Annotated in this window: 16 protein-coding genes; 5 read left to right on the top strand and 11 right to left on the bottom strand. The window is 65.2% G+C overall.

The window, feature by feature from the left end:
- Positions 1-6: 6 nt before the first annotated feature.
- Complete coding sequence (locus LB572_RS08890; RefSeq protein ID WP_224667464.1) at positions 7-762, bottom strand: copper homeostasis protein CutC; 756 nt, start codon at positions 760-762, stop codon at positions 7-9.
- 207 nt (positions 763-969) lie between these two features.
- Between LB572_RS08890 and LB572_RS08885 the strand changes: the two genes are divergently transcribed.
- Complete coding sequence (locus LB572_RS08885; protein WP_140808813.1) at positions 970-1,425, top strand: carboxymuconolactone decarboxylase family protein; 456 nt, start codon at positions 970-972, stop codon at positions 1,423-1,425.
- A gap of 36 nt (positions 1,426-1,461) precedes the next feature.
- On the opposite strand, the gene LB572_RS08880 is transcribed toward LB572_RS08885, so the two are convergent.
- The 10 genes from LB572_RS08880 to LB572_RS08835 all read right to left on the bottom strand — a co-directional run bounded on the left by LB572_RS08880 (position 1,462) and on the right by LB572_RS08835 (position 11,543).
- Complete coding sequence (locus LB572_RS08880) at positions 1,462-1,893, bottom strand: cupin domain-containing protein (RefSeq protein ID WP_140808811.1); 432 nt, start codon at positions 1,891-1,893, stop codon at positions 1,462-1,464.
- A 222-nt stretch (positions 1,894-2,115) separates the two neighbouring features.
- Complete coding sequence (locus LB572_RS08875; RefSeq protein ID WP_224667463.1) at positions 2,116-2,394, bottom strand: hypothetical protein; 279 nt, start codon at positions 2,392-2,394, stop codon at positions 2,116-2,118.
- 157 nt (positions 2,395-2,551) lie between these two features.
- Complete coding sequence (locus LB572_RS08870) at positions 2,552-4,168, bottom strand: DHA2 family efflux MFS transporter permease subunit (RefSeq protein WP_224667462.1); 1,617 nt, start codon at positions 4,166-4,168, stop codon at positions 2,552-2,554.
- Positions 4,165-5,364 carry an HlyD family secretion protein gene (locus LB572_RS08865; RefSeq protein WP_140808805.1) on the bottom strand — a complete coding sequence of 400 codons (1,200 nt, stop codon included), beginning with the start codon at positions 5,362-5,364 and terminating at the stop codon, positions 4,165-4,167. The genes LB572_RS08870 and LB572_RS08865 overlap by 4 nt, the downstream gene beginning before the upstream one ends.
- A gap of 105 nt (positions 5,365-5,469) precedes the next feature.
- Positions 5,470-6,243, bottom strand: a complete 774-nt coding sequence (locus LB572_RS08860) for an SDR family NAD(P)-dependent oxidoreductase (RefSeq protein WP_224667461.1) — start codon at positions 6,241-6,243, stop codon at positions 5,470-5,472.
- 5 nt (positions 6,244-6,248) lie between these two features.
- On the bottom strand, positions 6,249-7,583 hold the full coding sequence (locus tag LB572_RS08855) for a dihydroorotase (RefSeq protein WP_224667460.1): 1,335 nt from the start codon (positions 7,581-7,583) through the stop codon (positions 6,249-6,251).
- Between the two features lie 3 nt (positions 7,584-7,586).
- A complete protein-coding gene (locus tag LB572_RS08850) occupies positions 7,587-8,519 on the bottom strand; it encodes a polysaccharide deacetylase family protein (protein ID WP_224667459.1) in 933 nt (310 codons plus the stop codon).
- Positions 8,520-8,547: 28 nt separating this feature from the next.
- The gene (locus LB572_RS08845; RefSeq protein ID WP_224667458.1) at positions 8,548-9,570 is read right to left on the bottom strand and encodes an NAD-dependent epimerase/dehydratase family protein; all 1,023 of its coding nucleotides are present in this window, start codon (positions 9,568-9,570) and stop codon (positions 8,548-8,550) included.
- A 27-nt stretch (positions 9,571-9,597) separates the two neighbouring features.
- Complete coding sequence (locus LB572_RS08840) at positions 9,598-10,356, bottom strand: SDR family NAD(P)-dependent oxidoreductase (RefSeq protein WP_224667457.1); 759 nt, start codon at positions 10,354-10,356, stop codon at positions 9,598-9,600.
- Positions 10,356-11,543 (bottom strand): MFS transporter, encoded by a 1,188-nt coding sequence (locus LB572_RS08835; RefSeq protein WP_224667456.1) that lies wholly within the window; start codon positions 11,541-11,543, stop codon positions 10,356-10,358. The genes LB572_RS08840 and LB572_RS08835 overlap by 1 nt, the downstream gene beginning before the upstream one ends.
- 293 nt (positions 11,544-11,836) lie before the next feature.
- Here LB572_RS08835 and LB572_RS08830 point away from each other — a divergent pair, with 293 nt between their 5' ends.
- The 4 genes from LB572_RS08830 (at position 11,837) to LB572_RS08815 (ending at position 16,404) form a co-directional block, all read left to right on the top strand.
- Positions 11,837-12,187, top strand: coding sequence for a RidA family protein (locus LB572_RS08830; protein ID WP_181061031.1), 351 nt, complete (start codon positions 11,837-11,839; stop codon positions 12,185-12,187).
- A 39-nt stretch (positions 12,188-12,226) separates the two neighbouring features.
- Positions 12,227-13,657, top strand: a complete 1,431-nt coding sequence (gene hydA / locus LB572_RS08825; RefSeq protein WP_224667455.1) for a dihydropyrimidinase — start codon at positions 12,227-12,229, stop codon at positions 13,655-13,657.
- Positions 13,642-14,556 (top strand): nitrilase-related carbon-nitrogen hydrolase, encoded by a 915-nt coding sequence (locus LB572_RS08820; protein WP_140807431.1) that lies wholly within the window; start codon positions 13,642-13,644, stop codon positions 14,554-14,556. Before hydA ends, LB572_RS08820 begins: the two co-directional genes overlap by 16 nt.
- 177 nt (positions 14,557-14,733) lie before the next feature.
- A complete protein-coding gene (locus tag LB572_RS08815; protein ID WP_224667454.1) occupies positions 14,734-16,404 on the top strand; it encodes a choline dehydrogenase in 1,671 nt (556 codons plus the stop codon).
- Positions 16,405-16,411 lie beyond the last annotated feature (7 nt).

The following is a 16,411-nucleotide window of genomic DNA, read 5'->3' as shown; positions in this document are numbered from 1 at the left end:
TTGCCATCAGGCCCGCGCGGCCGCGATCGTCGCCGCCACCAGGGCTTGGTCGGTCACGGTGTTGCGGTATTCGCGGTCGAGGTCGGTGCCGCCCATGCCGACATCCGGGTTGCGGTAGCGCATGGCGCTCGGCACGTCCGCGAGTGCCGCGAAATGCATCTCGGTCAATCCGGTCCGCCTGCGTACCTCGCCGATCGTGTCGGGCGCGAGCGCGCCGCAGCCGAGGATGATGATGCGCGAGCCGGCCAGGCGGACGAGCTCCGCCAGAAGCTCGACGCCTTCGACCGCCGTGTCGCGCTGGCCGCTGGTCAGCACGCGGCCGACCTTGCAGCGGATGAGGGCTTCGAGCGCGGCGGCCGGATCGCGCGTCATGTCGAAGGCGCGGTGGCAGGTGACGTTGAGCGGGCCGGCGGCCTCGACCAATGCGCTCATGCGCGCCTCGTCGATGGCGCCGTCGGCGGTCAGGCAGCCGACGACGACGCCGGCGACGCCGAGCTCGCGCAGGGCTTCGACATCGGCCAGCATCGATCGGTATTCGGCCTCGCTGTAAAGGAAGTCGCCGCCGCGCGGCCGCACGATAACATGGAAGGGAATGGTCGCGCTTTCGAGCGCGGCGCGCACCGTGCCCATGCTCGGCGTGATGCCGCCCTCGACCAGGCTGGCGCAGAGCTCGACCCGGTCGGCGCCGGCGGCCTGCGCGGCAAGCAGCCCGTCAATGCCTTCGACGCAGATTTCGATCAGGGGTTTTTGCGTGTCCGCCACCGGTTTCCATCCATGCCTTCGATGAGATGGGCAGCCCTAGCACCGGGCGAGCCGCCGCGAAAGCCGCAACGATCGGTCCAGCCATGGAAGTCGCCAGCCATGCAACTCGCTTGACAACGCATAACTGCAAAGTTATGGGTAACTCATAACTGGAAAGTTATTGATTGACGCGAGCCAGGCGGCCGCAAGAATCCGAGGAGACGAATGATGGAAGCAAGATTGAAAAACCCGGTGATGCTCATTCCCGGCGCGCTGCAGGCGCTTCTGGCGCTCGACAAGTCGACCGAAGCCGGCGAGGTGCCTTATGTGACGCGCAAGCTCGTCCACCTGCGCGCCAGCCAGATCAACGCCTGCGCCGTCTGCGTCGACATGCATGCGCGTGAGCTGAAGAAGGCGGGCGAGAAGGACGAGCGGATCTTCGCTGTGTCGGCTTGGCGCGAAACGCCGTATTTCACCGACGCCGAGCGTGCGGCGCTTGCGCTGACGGAAGCAGCGACGCGGCTGGCCGACCGCTCCGACGCGGTGCCGGACGATGTCTGGGACGAGGCGGCGCGCCATTATGACGACAAGGCGCTCGCTGCCCTGGTGATCCAGATCGCGCTGATCAACGCCTTCAACCGCCTGAACGCCACCACCAGGCAGCCGGTGGGCGCCTGGGGATGAGGCGAGAGGTCCGCTTCGAAGCGGTCGCCCTGCCGGCTACTGCTTCAGGATCGTGTTCTTGGCGCCCTGTTCGACCTGGTCGATCACCAGAAGCTTCACCGGATCAGTGCCGATATTGGTGGCCTGGTGCCATTGGCCGATCATCTCGACGATGAAGTCGCCTGATTTGTAGGTGTTGGCGGCGCCGGTCTCGACATTGGTGACCTTGAGCGTGCCTTGCTCGACATAGGCATAGCGTGGGAAGGGGTGCTTGTGCACGGGCAAGGTCGCCCCCGGCGCGATCTGGTAGGACGAGACCTGAACCTCGACATTCTTTTGCGGCAGGGTGATCGGCTGGCCGGACGCGGTCGTGGTCTTAGACGCCAGCGGCGTGACGACGACCGGCGTGTTCGAGCTGTCCAAGGCGTTGGCCGCGGTCGCATAGACGGTGGCTATCGCCAGCAGCGCCGATATCGTGATGTTGCGCATGATCCCCTCCAAAGTTGGCGCACCATCGCCCGACGGAAATCGACGCGCAAGCACCCTTTTGCACGCGCCTAATCCTGGGGCGCCGCGGTCTAAACTGCTCTGGAAGACGTGAAAGGCCCCGGACATGCCGGGGCCTGAGCACTGTACCGTCGCCTCAGCCGTTCGGCCGGCTGTTTCGCCACGCGATGGGATCAGGAGCGTGCCGGAAGGTGATCCGACGGATCAGCTCGGCGCCTTGCCGCCGTTCTTCTTGCAGGCCGCGCGGAATTTCTCCCGGTCCTTGCCGTGGAGGCCTTTTTGATCCGCGAGGGTCGAGCATTGTTTCGAGATCGCGGTCTTTTCAGGCGTCATGGCGGTTTTCGGCTTCTTCGTGGTTGGCGCCGTGGTCGTTGTCGTGGTGGCGGCGGGCATCGTCGCCGTGGTCGACGTCGCCGCCATGGCACCGGTGGCGACAAAGCCCACGAGAGCGAAAGAGGCAAGAAGACGTGCTGCGGTTTTCATTGCGATCTCCAGTGTTTCGAGTGTCCCCCAAGCGCGGGCTAGCATCTGACTGAGGCTCCACCGTGCCGAGCCGCCCCGCGGGATGGACACTTTGTCGTTACCGGGATGTGGCGCCGGATTCGCACGCCATCGCGCCGCGGTGAAACGCTGCGAGCCGTCACACGGCCGGGCTATCCTGTTGTTTGGCAGGTCCGGGCCTCGGCGGCCTGAGCAGCAAGGCGAACGGCACGAGCAGCGCCGTCGCTATCGCGCAATAGAAGAAGACGTCGACATAGGCGAGCAGCGAAGCCTGGCGGCCGATTTCCTGCCCAATCCATCCGACAGCCTGCTGCCTGGCCTCAGTCAGCGGCGAGCCCTCGGCGACGAAGTGGTCCGTCACCTGGCGGAGCGTCTGCTGATAGGCTTCGCTCGACTGCGCCGTGTGGCCGACCAGCACCGACTGGTGCAGCTGGGCGTTCTGGGCAATGACCGTGTTGGACAGCGACACGCCAATGCTGCCGCCGATGTTGCGGGCGACATTGATGAGCGAGGACGCCTGGTCGGTCTTTTGCGGCGGCAGGCCGACATAGGCGGCGGTCGAGATCGGGATGAACAGGAACGGCAGGCCGATCATCATGTAGATGCGCGCATAGGCGAAGAAGCCGAAGCTGGCGTCGGGCGTCAGCGAGGTCATGTGCCAGAGCGCGACCGCGACCACCGACATGCCCATCATGATGAGGTAGCGCGGCTGGACGACGCCGGCGGCAAAGCCCGAGACCGGCATCAGCATGAGCATGGCGATGCCGCCCGGCATCATCGACAGGCCGGAAAGGGTGGCGGTGTAGTCGAAGGTCGTCTGCTGCAGTTGCGGCAACAATTGCGTGCTGCTGAACAGCACCGCGCCCACCGCCATCATGACGAGGAAAGACATGCCGAACTGCCGGCTGAAAAGCAGGCGGATGTCGACGATCGGTTCGCGCCTCGTCCATTCCCACGGGACAAGCAGCAGGAACGACACAGCCGAGATCACGGCGAAAGCGGTGATGAAGGCCGAGGCGAACCAGTCGTTGCGCTGGCCCTCGTCGAGGAAGACTTCGAGGCAGCCGAGCGCCATCGCCACCAGGATGAAGCCGATCCAGTCGACCTTCAGCCCCTTGCTCAACCGTTCGCGACGCTCGCGTTCGAGAATCTCGGGCTCGATCACCAGCCATTGCACGAGCGCCAGCGACATGATGCCGAACGGCACGTTGATGAAGAAGATCCAGTGCCATGAGAAATTGTCGGTCAGCCAACCGCCGATGGTCGGCCCGACCGTCGGCGCGACGATCACCGCAATGCCGTAGAGGGCAAAGGCCTGCGAACGTTTCTCAGGCGGAAACGTGTCGGCGAGGATCGATTGCTCGCTCGGCGCCATGCCACCGCCGCCGAGCCCCTGCAGGATGCGGAAGGCGATCAGCGTCGGCAGGTTGGGCGCCAGCCCGCAGAGCAGCGAGGCCAGCGTGAAGGTCGCCACGCAGATCATGTAATAGCGCTTGCGGCCGATGACACTGGTGAGCCAGCCGCTGACCGGGATGATGACGGAGTTGGCGACGAGATAGGTGGTGATCACCCATGTGCTCTCGTCCATGCCGGCGGCCAGGCTGCCGGCGATGTTGCGCAGCGCGACATTGGCGATCGAGGTGTCGAGCACCAGCATGAAGGTCGCGATCGAGACGACGATCGCGATCAGCCAGGGGTTGCGCCGACCGGCCGCCGATCGGCTTTGGTCGCCATGGGCTGTTGCGGCATCGCTCATCTGACCTTGACCGTCGGCACCACCGACATGCCGGGGCCGAGATAGATGCCGGGCGGCTGGTCGAAGACAATCTTGACCGGCACGCGCTGCACCACCTTGACGAAATTGCCGGTGGCGTTTTCGGCAGGCAGCAGGCTGAACGCCGTGCCGCTGCCTGCCTGGATGCTGTCGATATGGCCGTGGAAGGTCTTTTCGGGATAGGCGTCGATGGCAATATCGACGGGCTGGCCGGGCCGCATCAGATCGAGCTGCGTCTCCTTGAAATTGGCTTTCACCCAGACATCGTTGGGCACGAACATCATCAACACCTGGCCGGGCTGCGCATAGGTGCCTTTCGCCGCCGTGATGTTGGTGGCATGGCCGGCGACGGGCGCCGTGATCATTGTACGGGCGAGGGTGGTCTTGGCCTGGTCCTCGCTGGCCTCGGCCTGCCGAAGCTTGGCTTGCGCGCTCTTGCCTTGCGCCTGCAGAACCGCAATCTGGCTTTTCGCCGCCTCGGCATTGGCGTTAGCGGCATCCAGCGCCGCCTGGTCCTGGCGCAAGGTCGAAGCGGCCTGCTGCGCCTGTTGTTGCGTCGCCGTGCCCTTGGCCAGGAGCTCGCGGTTGCGCTGGTCCTCAGATCTGGCGAATTCGAACGCTGCCTGCGCCTGCGCCACCTGCTTGCCGGCGGCATCGATCTTGGCGTCCTGCGCCTGGGTCTGGGCCTGCACGTTGGCGATCTCGGCCTGCGCCGCCATCACGCCGGCTTCCGCCTGTTTGAGTGAGGCCTGATAATCGCTGTCGTCGATGCGCAGAAGGACGGCGCCGGCCTCGACCGGCTGGTTGTCGGTGACGGCGACGTCGGTGATGCGCCCGGCAATTTCCGCGCCGATCGTCACGGTGCGCGCGTCGATGAAGGCGTCGTCGGTCCATTCATAATGACGTGCGTTGGTCCACCAGATCACCACGGCCGCGATGACCAACAGGATGAGGATGGCAACGATCGCCGCTACATAGGGGTGACGTCTGAGGAGGCCGGGCTTGCTGCGATCGGACGGATCGTCATTCGCCTGTGTGTCTTGCGCTTGCTTGTCGTCGCTGCGCTTGCCTTCGACGGGCTTTTCTTCGTCCGGGCGGTGCTGATCGGACCGGGGCTCAGCCCGCGCTTCGTCGGCGGGAGCGGCTTCGCGCTCTTTTCTGTCGGTTTTTGCGTCCAAGGCAACGGATCCCAGATATCGTTGGCCCCCTCGCAGCAGGGTCAACGAGTGGTTTCCGCAAAGGTTCCTGTCGCCGGATGCCGGGCAGTGGCCGCCTGTCGGCCGTCAGCCAGCCATCCAGCCGCCATCCACCATCAGGTTGATGCCGGTGACGTAGCTGGCCATGTCGCTGGCGAGAAACAGCGCCGCGCCCGCCACGTCGTTGGGATGGCCGAGCCGCGGCCAGGGCGTGCGGCGGCGCGAATAGTCGAGCGCGTCAGGGTCGTTGGCGACGCCCGGCTTGCCGGTGATGATCTTGCCCGGCGCGATCGCGTTGCAGACGATGAGGTCGTCGGCGTGGTCGACCGCGATCTGGCGCGTCATCTGCACGATGCCGCCCTTGCTCACCGAATAGGGCAGGTCGCCTGGGCAGGCGACCATGCCGTGCTGCGAGGAGATGTTGATGATGCGGCCGCGCACATCGTCGACCGGCGCCTGGGTGAGCATCTGCATGACGGCGCGTTTGTTGCAAAAGAAGAAGCCGGTCAGGTTGACGCCGATGACGCGGTGCCACTGTTCCGGCGTGGTCTCGATAAGGTTGGTGCTTGTGTAGATCGCGGCATTGTTGACCATCACGTCGAGCCGGCCGAACTGCGCGACCGTTGCGCCGACGAGCGCGTCGACGGCGTTCCAGTCCGAGATGTCGGTTCTAATGTAGATGGCGGCGCCGCCGGCCGCGCGGATCATGTCGACCGTGCCCTGGCCGCCCTCGATCGGTTGTTCGACCGTGTCGGCGACGACGATGCTGGCGCCTTCGGCGGCGAATTTCAACGCGATGGCACGACCGATGCCGGAGCTCGCTCCGGTGACGATGGCGGTCTTGTTGACGAGCAAGGCCATGGTGTTCAGCTCTCCTGGGCGACGATCTTTCCCTGCGCCGGGCCGCCCAGCCGCCCGTCGCGCACGATCCCGCGACCGCGCAGGAAGACATTGGTCAGCCGTGCTTTCACGGTCCAGCCGTCGAAAGGCGTGCAGCCGGCCCGCGACACCTGATCGGCATTGGCGATGGTGCTTGACTGGCGCGGGTCGAGGATGAGCAAGTCGGCATCGTATCCGATTGCAATGCGGCCTTTGCGCCGGCCGAGGCCGAAGCGCTCGGCCGGGTTGCGGGAGCACATGCGCACCAGGTCGGGCAGAGCAATCAGCCCTTCGTCGACCAGTCTCAGCATGGCGGGAAGCAGCGTCTGCAGTCCCGGGATGCCGCCCGGTATGTCGGCGAAAGCAGCATAAGTCGCTACCTTCTCGGCCGGCGCGTGCGGGGCATGATCGGTGGCGACGATGTCGATCAGTCCCGCGCTCAGCGCGGCGCGCAGCGCATCGACATCGTGCGGCGAACGCAAAGGCGGCGAGGCCTTCAGATTGGCGCCTTGCGCCTCGTAATCCTGCGCCGTGAAGAACAGGTTCTGTGGTGTGGTTTCGACGCTTGCGTCGGCGATGCCGCGCAACCGGCTCCAGGTCTCGACGCCCAGCTCGGAATTGATCTGCCGGACGTGGACTTTTGCTTCGGTCGAGGCGGCGGCGACCAGCGCGCGGGCGATGCCGTTGGCCTCGGCCAGCGGCGGCCGGCTGTCCAGGAATGCAGCGATGGTGCCGGAACGGTCGCGCTCGGTGCTGCCGGTCAGGATCGACTGGTCGCCGGGCGAGATGCCGATCAGCGTGTCGGCGCCGGCGAACGCCTTCAGCGCTTCGGCAACCGCGTCGAGCGAAGCAAAGAGGAAAGCGTCCGGCACGTCGGCGGTGAACAGCTCGAATGACACCGGCGCGAGGTCGAGCAGGCGAGGGACAAGCGACAGGTCGCGGCTGATCACGGCCTGCAGGCCGACGTCGACATGGATGCGGCCTTCGGCCGTCGCCATCTTGTCGGCGAGTTGCTCGGGCGTGGCCGTCCACGGCTCGTCGGTCGGCATGTCGAGCACCGTCGTCACGCCGCCGAGCGCTGCCGCGTGGGTGCCGGAGGAGAAATCCTCCTTGTGGGTCAGGCCAGGGTCGCGCAGATGCGCGTGCGCATCGACGAGGCCGGGCAGTACGAAGCAGCCGGAGGCGTCGATGACCGTGCCGGCTTCGGCGGCTTCGCCGGAGCCGATAATTGCCGCGACCTTACCCCCGGCAATGCCGATATCGCCTCGGCTGAGACCGTCGGCATTCACCAGCGCTGCACCGCGGATCAGCGTTTCGAACATCTCTCAGCCGCGCTGTTCGAAGCGGGCGTGGTTGGCGAGCCAGAAACGCGCGATATCCTCGCGCCGCATGAAGGCAGCGCCGCTGCTGTTCTGCACGTGCTCGATCACTTCGCGGAGGCCCGAGGCGCGGTTGGGCTGGCCCATCCACCGCGCGTGGATGCCGATGGTCAGCATACGGCCGCCGGTCTCATCCGCCTCGTCGAGCATATAGTCGATCGCCGAGCGGCAGTCCTCGGCGAAATCGCGCGGATTGCTGTAGCCTGGCGCCACCAGATAGCGGCTGTCATTGAGCGCCTTGGAGTACGGCACGACCAGGATCTCGGTGCCCTTGTGGTCGAGGAAATAGGGCAGGTCGTCGTTGCAGGGGTCGGAGTGGTAAAGGAAGCCGCCCTCCTTCACCAAAAGGCCGCGGGTGTTGACGCTCGGCAGCGAGCGACAGTTCCAGCCCAGCGGCCGCTTGCCGAGCAGCTTTTCGTAAAGCGCGATCGCCTCATGCAGATGGCGCTCTTCCTCGCTGCGCTCCATCGTCGTGTAGTCGATCCAGCGCAGGCCGTGGCCCATCAGGTCGTGGCGTCGCGCCTTCATCCACTCGACCAAAGGCGGGTTGCGCTGCAGCGCTACGGCGCAGGCGGAAAAGGTGACCGGGATGTCGTAGCGGTCGAACAGCCTGGCCAGGCGCCAGACGCCGGCGCGGCTGCCATATTCGAAATGCGTCTCGGTGCCGAGGTCGCGCACCGGCATGCTGCCGGTAAGATTGTACTCGCCCCAATTGTCGTTGCGGCCGTCTTCCAGCCAGTTGTATTCCGACCCTTCCTCGTAGTTGAGCACGAGGTTGACGGCGAGCTTGACACCGCCCGGCCAGGTGACGAAGGGCGGATGCGGGCCGTAGCCGATAAAGTCGCGCGGCTGCTGCGCTTGCTGCGGATCGGTCGGCATCTGTCGTCCTCCTTCGGCCTGGTTTGGCTCAGCTTTCGTTGGCTGCAATCCAGTCCATGTAGGCGTGGAAGGTTTCCTTGCCGGGACGCGGCCGCCATGCTGTGTCGCGCATGATGCGGGCGATGTCGTAGGCGCCCCACATGCCGCCTTTCAGCGCCGTATCCTGGACGATATTGGCGTTTTCTCCGGCCGTCACCTCGGCTTTCAAACCGGGCACGCTTTCCTTAGCCCAGCCGATGATCTCGCCGATGGTCTGGCTGGAACCGGAGCCGATATTGTAGTGGCGGTAGTTGAGGTGTGGCGCGTCGATCAGCGCGAGGATCGCGGCGGCAACGTCGGTCGAGGCGATATAATCGCCGGCGGGTTCGAGGCTGTTCGGCCGGATTGTCTCACCTGCGAGCGCCATATGCGCGACGCGGTTGGTAACATGGCGGAAATTGCGGCTCTCGGTCGCGCGGTCCATCGGGCCGTAGACCGAAGCAAGCCGCACCGAGATCGCCGACAGGCCGAACAGGTCGGCATAGCGGTTGGTCACCATCTCGGAGGCGAATTTCGAGATGCCGTAGAGCGTCAGCGGCGCGACATAGCCGTCTTCCGGCAGCGGCTCGCTGCTCCAGTCAGGCCCGTTGTGGCGGTAGACGGAACCGGAACTGACATAGACGAAGCGCTTGAGATCCGGTCTCGTGCGCGCCCAGTCCAGCATCCGCACCGTGCCCATGAGATTGACGTCGACGATGCGGGCCGGGTCCTCGGCCTCCGGCTGGCGTTTCGCCTCCGAGGCGCTGCCGCGCGAGATCGGCGTGATCGTCGCGCCATGAACGATCGCCGTGATGCCTTGCTTGTCGAGCGTGTCGGACCAAGCCTTCTGGTCGAGGATATCGGCGGCGATCACTGTCAGCCGGTCGCGCACCGGGGCGAAATGCCTTTCGGCCGCCGCGTCGAGGCCGGAGCGGTCGAGGATCACGGCGCGGGCTAGCGGATCGCGGTCGAGCCATGCGCGCGCGACCACACTCATGACAAAGCCGGTGCCGCCGGTGACGAGCAGGGTCATGGGAGCTCCTTTGAAAGGGTTTCGGGCTCAGCGCGTCGCATAGCCGCCGTCCACGAGCATATCGGATCCGGTGACGAAGGATGCGTCGGCGGAAAGCAGGAAAGCCGCCGCCGCGGCGATTTCTTCGGGGTCGGCGATGCGGCCGAGCAGATGGGCAGGCCCGAGGCCGGCATTGGCCGCGTCGAAATCGGCGAATCGGCGCAGCAGTCGTGTGGTTGCGACGGCGCCTGGCGAGAGGCTGTTAACGCGGACTTTCTCGGCGGCGTGATCGACGGCCATTGCCTTGGCGAGGTGGACCAGCCCGGCCTTGGCGGCGCAATAGGCGACGGCCCTGGTGGTGGCGACGCGCGCGAATTGCGAGCCGATGAAGACGACCGAACCGCCGCCGCCGGCAGCGATCAGCGGCACGGCGAACTTGCTCATCAGGAAAGCGCCGGTCAGGCCGACATCGATCTCGTGCCGCCACGCGCTTTCGTCGAGATCGACGACGGTGGCGCTGGTCGACGGCGCTGCAGCATTGTGCACCAGCCCGTCGAGCCGGCCGAATCTTTGCCCCGCGAAGTCGACGGCCGCTTCGGCGGAGGGAGCCTTCGTCACATCGCACTGGCAAGCGGCCGCGGAAGGGCCGAGCGCTTCGGCAAGCTTCGTCGCGGGCTCGAGATCGTAATCCGCGCAGACGATGCTTGCGCCTTCGGCAATGCAGCGGCGGGCGATTGCAGCGCCAATGCCGCTGGCGGCGCCGGCGATCAGGATGACTTTGCTCTCGAGACGCTTCATGTCTGTCATCAGACCTGCTCCTCGATCGCCTGCAAGGCCGTGGCGCCGACAGGCCGACGAAGAAGATTGTAGCAGGCAGCCATCGCCACCAGCACGGCGCCGCCACCGAGCAGCAGGAACATGGCCGGCGCGCCCATATGCTCCATTAGGCCGGCGGAAATACCGGGCGTCGCGACATTGCCGATCGAATAGAGCAGGAGCAGCGTGCCGGAAGCGCCGACCATGTGCCGGCTGTGCAGTTGCGAAGCGCCGAACGCCATCGCCACGGGGTAGACGGTGAGGGCCGTGCAGCCATAGAGGAAGAACAGCACGAAGAGCAGCGGCACCGAAAAATTGCCGAGCCAGGCGATCGCGGCGCAGAGCGCTACGGACAGGACGCCCTGGACAAGCAATATGATCCGGCGTTCAAACCGGTCGGACAGCCAGCCGACCGGGGTTTGCGCCAGCATGCCGGCGATGCTGATGGTCGTGACCAGCCCGACGGTCGTTGCCGCCGACAGGCCGATCTGCGTCCCGTAGATCGGCGTCAGTACGAAGATGTTCATGTTGGTTATGCCGCCCTGGAAAATCGCGACCACCGTTACCGGCGCCAGCCGGAAGAGCGCCAGCGGGCCGAGGCGCTTGACCGGCCTCGCCGAACTTGCGTGCTCCGGATCGGTGGCCGGCAGCGCCGGCCAGCGTCCCCCGACGAATTTGGAGACCAGCGCCAGCAGCACCGTCGCGGCGGCGACCGGGAACAGATGGGGCGATTGCGGGCCGACCAGGGCGACCAGAACCTGACCGAGCAGCACGGCGATCGCCGTCGTCAGCATATAGATGGAAAACAGCGCGCCGCGATTGTGATGTTCGGCGTAAAGGTTGATCCAGCTTTCGCAGACGACGAAGAGGGATGCCATCGCCATGCCGCCGAGAAGGCGAAAGCAGATCCAGCTTGGCAGGAAATCGGTGAAGGCGAAGCCGGAAGCCGCCAGCAGCGCCAGCACCAGGATCGCCACGAAGGTTCGCTCATGGCCGTATCGGGCGACTGCTGGGCGCGTGACCAGGCATCCGACGAGGAAGCCCACGGGATAGGCGGTCAGCACGATCTGCACGACCTGGGGAGAAATGCCGGGCTTGCCGAGATGCAGCGACACGGCGGTGGTCAGCATTGCGCTGCCGATACAAGCGAGGCAGATGCCGACCATGATCGGCAGCATGGCACGGGAGCGCTCTGCATTTTGCCAAAGCCTCATCGCGGATTGAGCGATCGACCTCATGAATGCGGCTGCGGCGGCTCCCTGGCGGCACCGTTGACCGACGGCAGCCCGACTGGAAGCTACACTTTATGGTGACTGCCACAAACGAAGATTGACGCGGCTATGGCTTAAATTTTTTTGGCCATGCCAGCAAAGGAAAGCGGCGTCTCGGCGCGGCGCGGGCTTTACAGCGGTTTTGCACCCTCCTTACCATAGGCAAAAACCAGATCTGGAAACCAGCGAAAGGGAACGTCATGACGATCGAACGCCTCGAAAACGGCCAGCGCTTCTGCCGGGTGCTCCGCTACAACGGCACCGTCTATGTGGCCGGCCTGACCGCTGATGACCTTTCCGGCGACACTACCAGCCAGACCAAGCAGATCCTCGCCAAGATCGATGCGCTTCTCGCCAAGGCCGGCAGCGACAAGTCAAAGATCTTGAGCGCGCAGATCTGGCTCCGCGACATCGCCGATTTCGAGATGATGAACACGGCCTGGGATGCGTGGATCGACCGGAGCGCCATGCCGGTGCGCGCCACGGTGGAGGCGCGGCTTGCCGGCGACCAGTATCGCGTCGAGATCATGGTGACGGCGGCGGTCGGCTGAGCGGGCCGGCGAGGCCAATTTGAACAGAAGAGCTGCCCAATGCATGAGCTGGTGATCAAAGGCGGGCGCGTGGCGCTCGACGACGGCTGGGCCGAGTGCGACATCGGCATCGACGACGGCCGGATCGCCGCCATCGGCAAAAGCCTGTCCGGCGAGAAGTCGATCGATGCGGGCGGCCGCTGGGTGATGCCCGGCGGCATCGACGCGCATTGCCATCTCGACCAGCCGGTCTGGGGTGGCGCCGGCAATGCCGACGACTTCTATTCCGGCACGATCTCAGCGGCTTTCGGCGGCACCACCTGCATCGTCCCGTTCGGCATGCCTGAACAGGATATGACGACGATTGGCGCCATCGACCGGGCGCTGGAGCGCGCGGCGGGACGCGCCGTGATCGACTACGGGCTGCATGCCGTGGTGACCATGGGCACCGGCGCGGACGTCGACGCCCAGCTCGACCAGCTTGCCGGGCGCGGCATCGCCTCGGTCAAGCTGTTCATGACCTATCAGGGTTTTGCCGTCGATGACGACCTGTTCTTCAAGGTCCTCGATACAGCTCGACGGTTGGGCTGGATCGTCATGGTCCATGCCGAGAACGATGCCGCGATCCGGCGCACGCGGCAGCGGCTGATCGATCTCGGCCGCACGGATATCCGCTACCATGTCGTCGCCCACAGCGAGACGATGGAGCGCGAGGCGACGCATCGCGCGCTGGCCTTCGCCGAGATGACCGGCGCGCGGATGACCATCGTGCATGTCTCGTCCTGGCAGTCGGCCGAAGAGGTGGCGCGGGCGAAGGTTCGCGGGGTCGACGCCATCGCCGAGACCTGTCCGCAATATCTCTTCCTCGGCGCGGCCGATCTCAATCGGGAGGCAATCGATGCGGCCCGCTTCGTCTTTTCGCCGCCGCCGCGTTCGCCGCGCAGTCACGAGCATCTGTGGCAAGAGCTGATCAATGGCGGCATCGATCTCTGGTCGTCGGACCATTCGCCATATTACTTCGCCGACAAGATCGGCCGCTCCCAAACGCCCGGCTTCACCACGACGCTGAGCGGCATTCCCGGCATCGAGACACGCCTGCCGCTGCTGTTTTCGGAAGGGCTGCTCACCGGCCGGCTGTCGCTCGATCGCTACCTCGACCTCACCGCCCGCAATGCCGCCTCGATCTACGGCTTCGCCGATCGCAAAGGCAGCATCGCCGTCGGGCTCGACGCCGATCTGGCGCTGTGGGATCCGACGGCGCGCTGGACGCTCGGGCACAAGGCGCTGCATTCGCGCGTCGATTTCACGCCCTATGAGGGCAGGGTTGTCACCGGCAAGCCAACCACCGTCCTGGTGCGCGGCGTGCCGGTTGTCACCGATGGCAAGCTGCAGGCCGAACCTGGGTTCGGGCGTTTTGTGACGCGGACCGCTGCCGATCCGGCGCATCTTAGAAAACCAGTCGAGGATTGGACGCCATGGCTCGATGCCTGACTATCGCCGTTTGCCAGACCGGGCCGATCCAGCGCAGTGCCACGCGCGCCGAGACGGTCGGGCGGCTGGTGCACCTACTTGAGAAAGCTGCGGCCGCCGGCGCCGAGATCGCGGTGTTCCCGGAAATGGCGCTCACCACTTTCTTTCCGCGCTGGCGCATCGACGCCCGAGCCGAGATCGATGCCTTCTTCGAAGCCTCGATGCCGGGGCCGGAGACGCAGCGGCTCTATGATGCCGCCGCGCGCCTGAAGGTCGGCTTCGCGCTCGGCTATTGCGAGCTTGCGCACGAAGAAGGTCGCACGCGCCATTTCAACACGATGGATCTGGTCGGGCCGGACGGCGCCTTCATCGGCCGTTACCGCAAGATGCACGTGCCCGGTTCGAGCGAACCGGAAGAAGGCACGACCACGCATCTTGAACGGCGTTACTTCGAACCGGGCAATCTCGGCTTCCCGGTCTTCGATTATCGCGGCGTTCGCGTTGGCATGGCGATCTGCAACGACCGCCGCTGGCCGGAAACCTATCGCATGCTCTGTCTCAACGGCGCCGAGGTGGCGCTGCTTGGCTACAACACGCCGCTCTTGCTCGATGAGGCGCCGGCGCTGGCGCATCTGAGGATGTTCCACAACCATCTGCCGATGCAGGCCGGCGCCTACCAGAACACGCTTTGGGTCGCTGCTGCCGCCAAGGCCGGTCTGGAAGACGGCCAGGCGCTGATCGGCGGCTCCAGCATCATCGCGCCGACCGGTGAGATCGCCGCGCTGGCGATGTCGCTCGACGACGAGGTCATCGTGCATCGCGCCGATCTCGACCTGATCGAGGTCTGCCGGAAGGTGAATTTCAACTTCGCGCTCTATCGTCGGCCGGACCAGTACCGCCTGATCGCGGAACCGGGCTGACGCGGATATCCAAACCAGTGGAACGTAGGGCGATGCGCCAGGCATCGTTCCTTTTGGGCAATGACAACAAAATTCTGACGTGATCTGCTCCCGTGACCACATTAATTTGCTGTCAACGCCGTTGCCGCGGCGACAACAAAAGGGCCGGAACGCGGCCGACAACAGGGGAATTTACAGATGCCGGATAAGGGCAGGGCGGATGCCTTCGACTACGTGATCGTCGGGGCGGGTTCGGCGGGCTCGGTGCTGGCTGCCCGGCTCAGCGAAGATCCGGATTGCCGCGTACTGTTGCTGGAGGCTGGCCCGGCCGACCGCAGTTTTCTATTCGACATGCCATGGGGCTACAGCCTACTGATTTCTTCTGATCGTTACAAATGGGACTATAGCTCCGAGCCCGAACCCTTTCTCGACGGCAGGCGGCTCATTCAGCCGCGCGGTCGCGTGCTCGGCGGCTCCTCCTCGATCAACGGCATGATGTATGTGCGCGGCCATGCCCGTGACTATGACGGCTGGGCCCAGTCGGGCAACAGCGGCTGGAGCTATGCGGACATGCTGCCCTATTTCCGGCGGGCTCAGGGGCATGCCGAGGGCCAGGACGACTATCGCGGCGGCGACGGGCCGCTTGGCGTCTCCTCGCCGAAACTTGGTCCTTTGGCGGAGGCCTTCATCCAGGCCGGCGTCCAGGCGGGATATCCGTTCACGCCCGACAGCAACGGCTATCAGCAGGAAGGCGTTGGCCCCTACGACCGCACGACGCGGAACGGCCGCCGCTCCTCGACAGCGCGGGCCTATCTCGATCCCGCCAAGGGCAGGCCAAACCTCCGCATTGCGACCCAGGCGTTCGTTCAACAGATTCTCCTGACGGGCAATCGCGCCATCGGCGTCGCCTATATCCACAAGGGCAAACGGCTGGAAGCACATGCCGAGCGCGAGGTCATCCTCAGCGGCGGCGCCATCAACAGCCCGCAACTGCTGCAGCTCTCCGGCATTGGTCCGGCCGATTTCCTGGGCAAGCTCGGCATCACGCCGCGCCATGATCTGCCGGGCGTGGGCGCCAATCTGAACGATCATCCCGACATCGCCATCCAGCACAGATGCAAGCAGCCGATCAGCCTCGCGCCTGTTGTCCAGGCGCCGCGCAAATATCTTGCCGGGATGCGCTGGTTCCTGTTTCACGACGGTCCTGCGGCGAGCAACCACTATGAAGTCGGCGGTTTCATCCGCACTCGTGCGGGCGTCGAGCATCCCGACCTGCAGCTGAGCTTCCTGCCGCTGGCCGTTGCGCCCGGCACCGTGGAGCCGATGCGAGGCCATGCCTACCAGGCCCATGTCGACCTGATGCGTCCGAAAAGCCACGGCAGCGTCATGCTGCGCTCGGCCGATCCGCGCGAGCATCCAGCCATCCTGTTCAACTACATGGCCGATCCGCAAGACCGAGCCGACATGCGCGACGGTTTTCGCCTGCTGCGCGAGATCATGGCGCAAAAGGCCTTCGCGCCATATGACGGTGGCGAGCTTTTCCCTGGCCCTTCCGTCAGGACGGACGACGAGATCGATGCCTGGGTGCGTGGTGCGATGAAGACCTGTTTTCATCCCACCGGCACATGCAAGATGGGCATGGGGACGGATGCGAAAGCCGTGGTCGACGACAGATTGCGCGTCCACGGTCTCAAGGGGCTGCGCGTGGTGGATGCCTCGATCATGCCGACGATCGTCAGCGGTAACACCAACGCCGCGACCATTGCCATCGCCGAGAAGGCAAGCGACATGATCCGGGAAAAGGCACCATTGCCGCGCAGTGACGCTCCGGTGTGGATACACCCGCACTGGGAACAGACGCAGCGCTAGAATGACG

Source organism: Mesorhizobium sp. BH1-1-5, assembly GCF_020165615.1.
In the GTDB taxonomy this organism is placed as follows: Bacteria; Pseudomonadota; Alphaproteobacteria; order Rhizobiales; family Rhizobiaceae; genus Mesorhizobium.
This window is presented reverse-complemented; position numbering and strand designations above follow the sequence as displayed.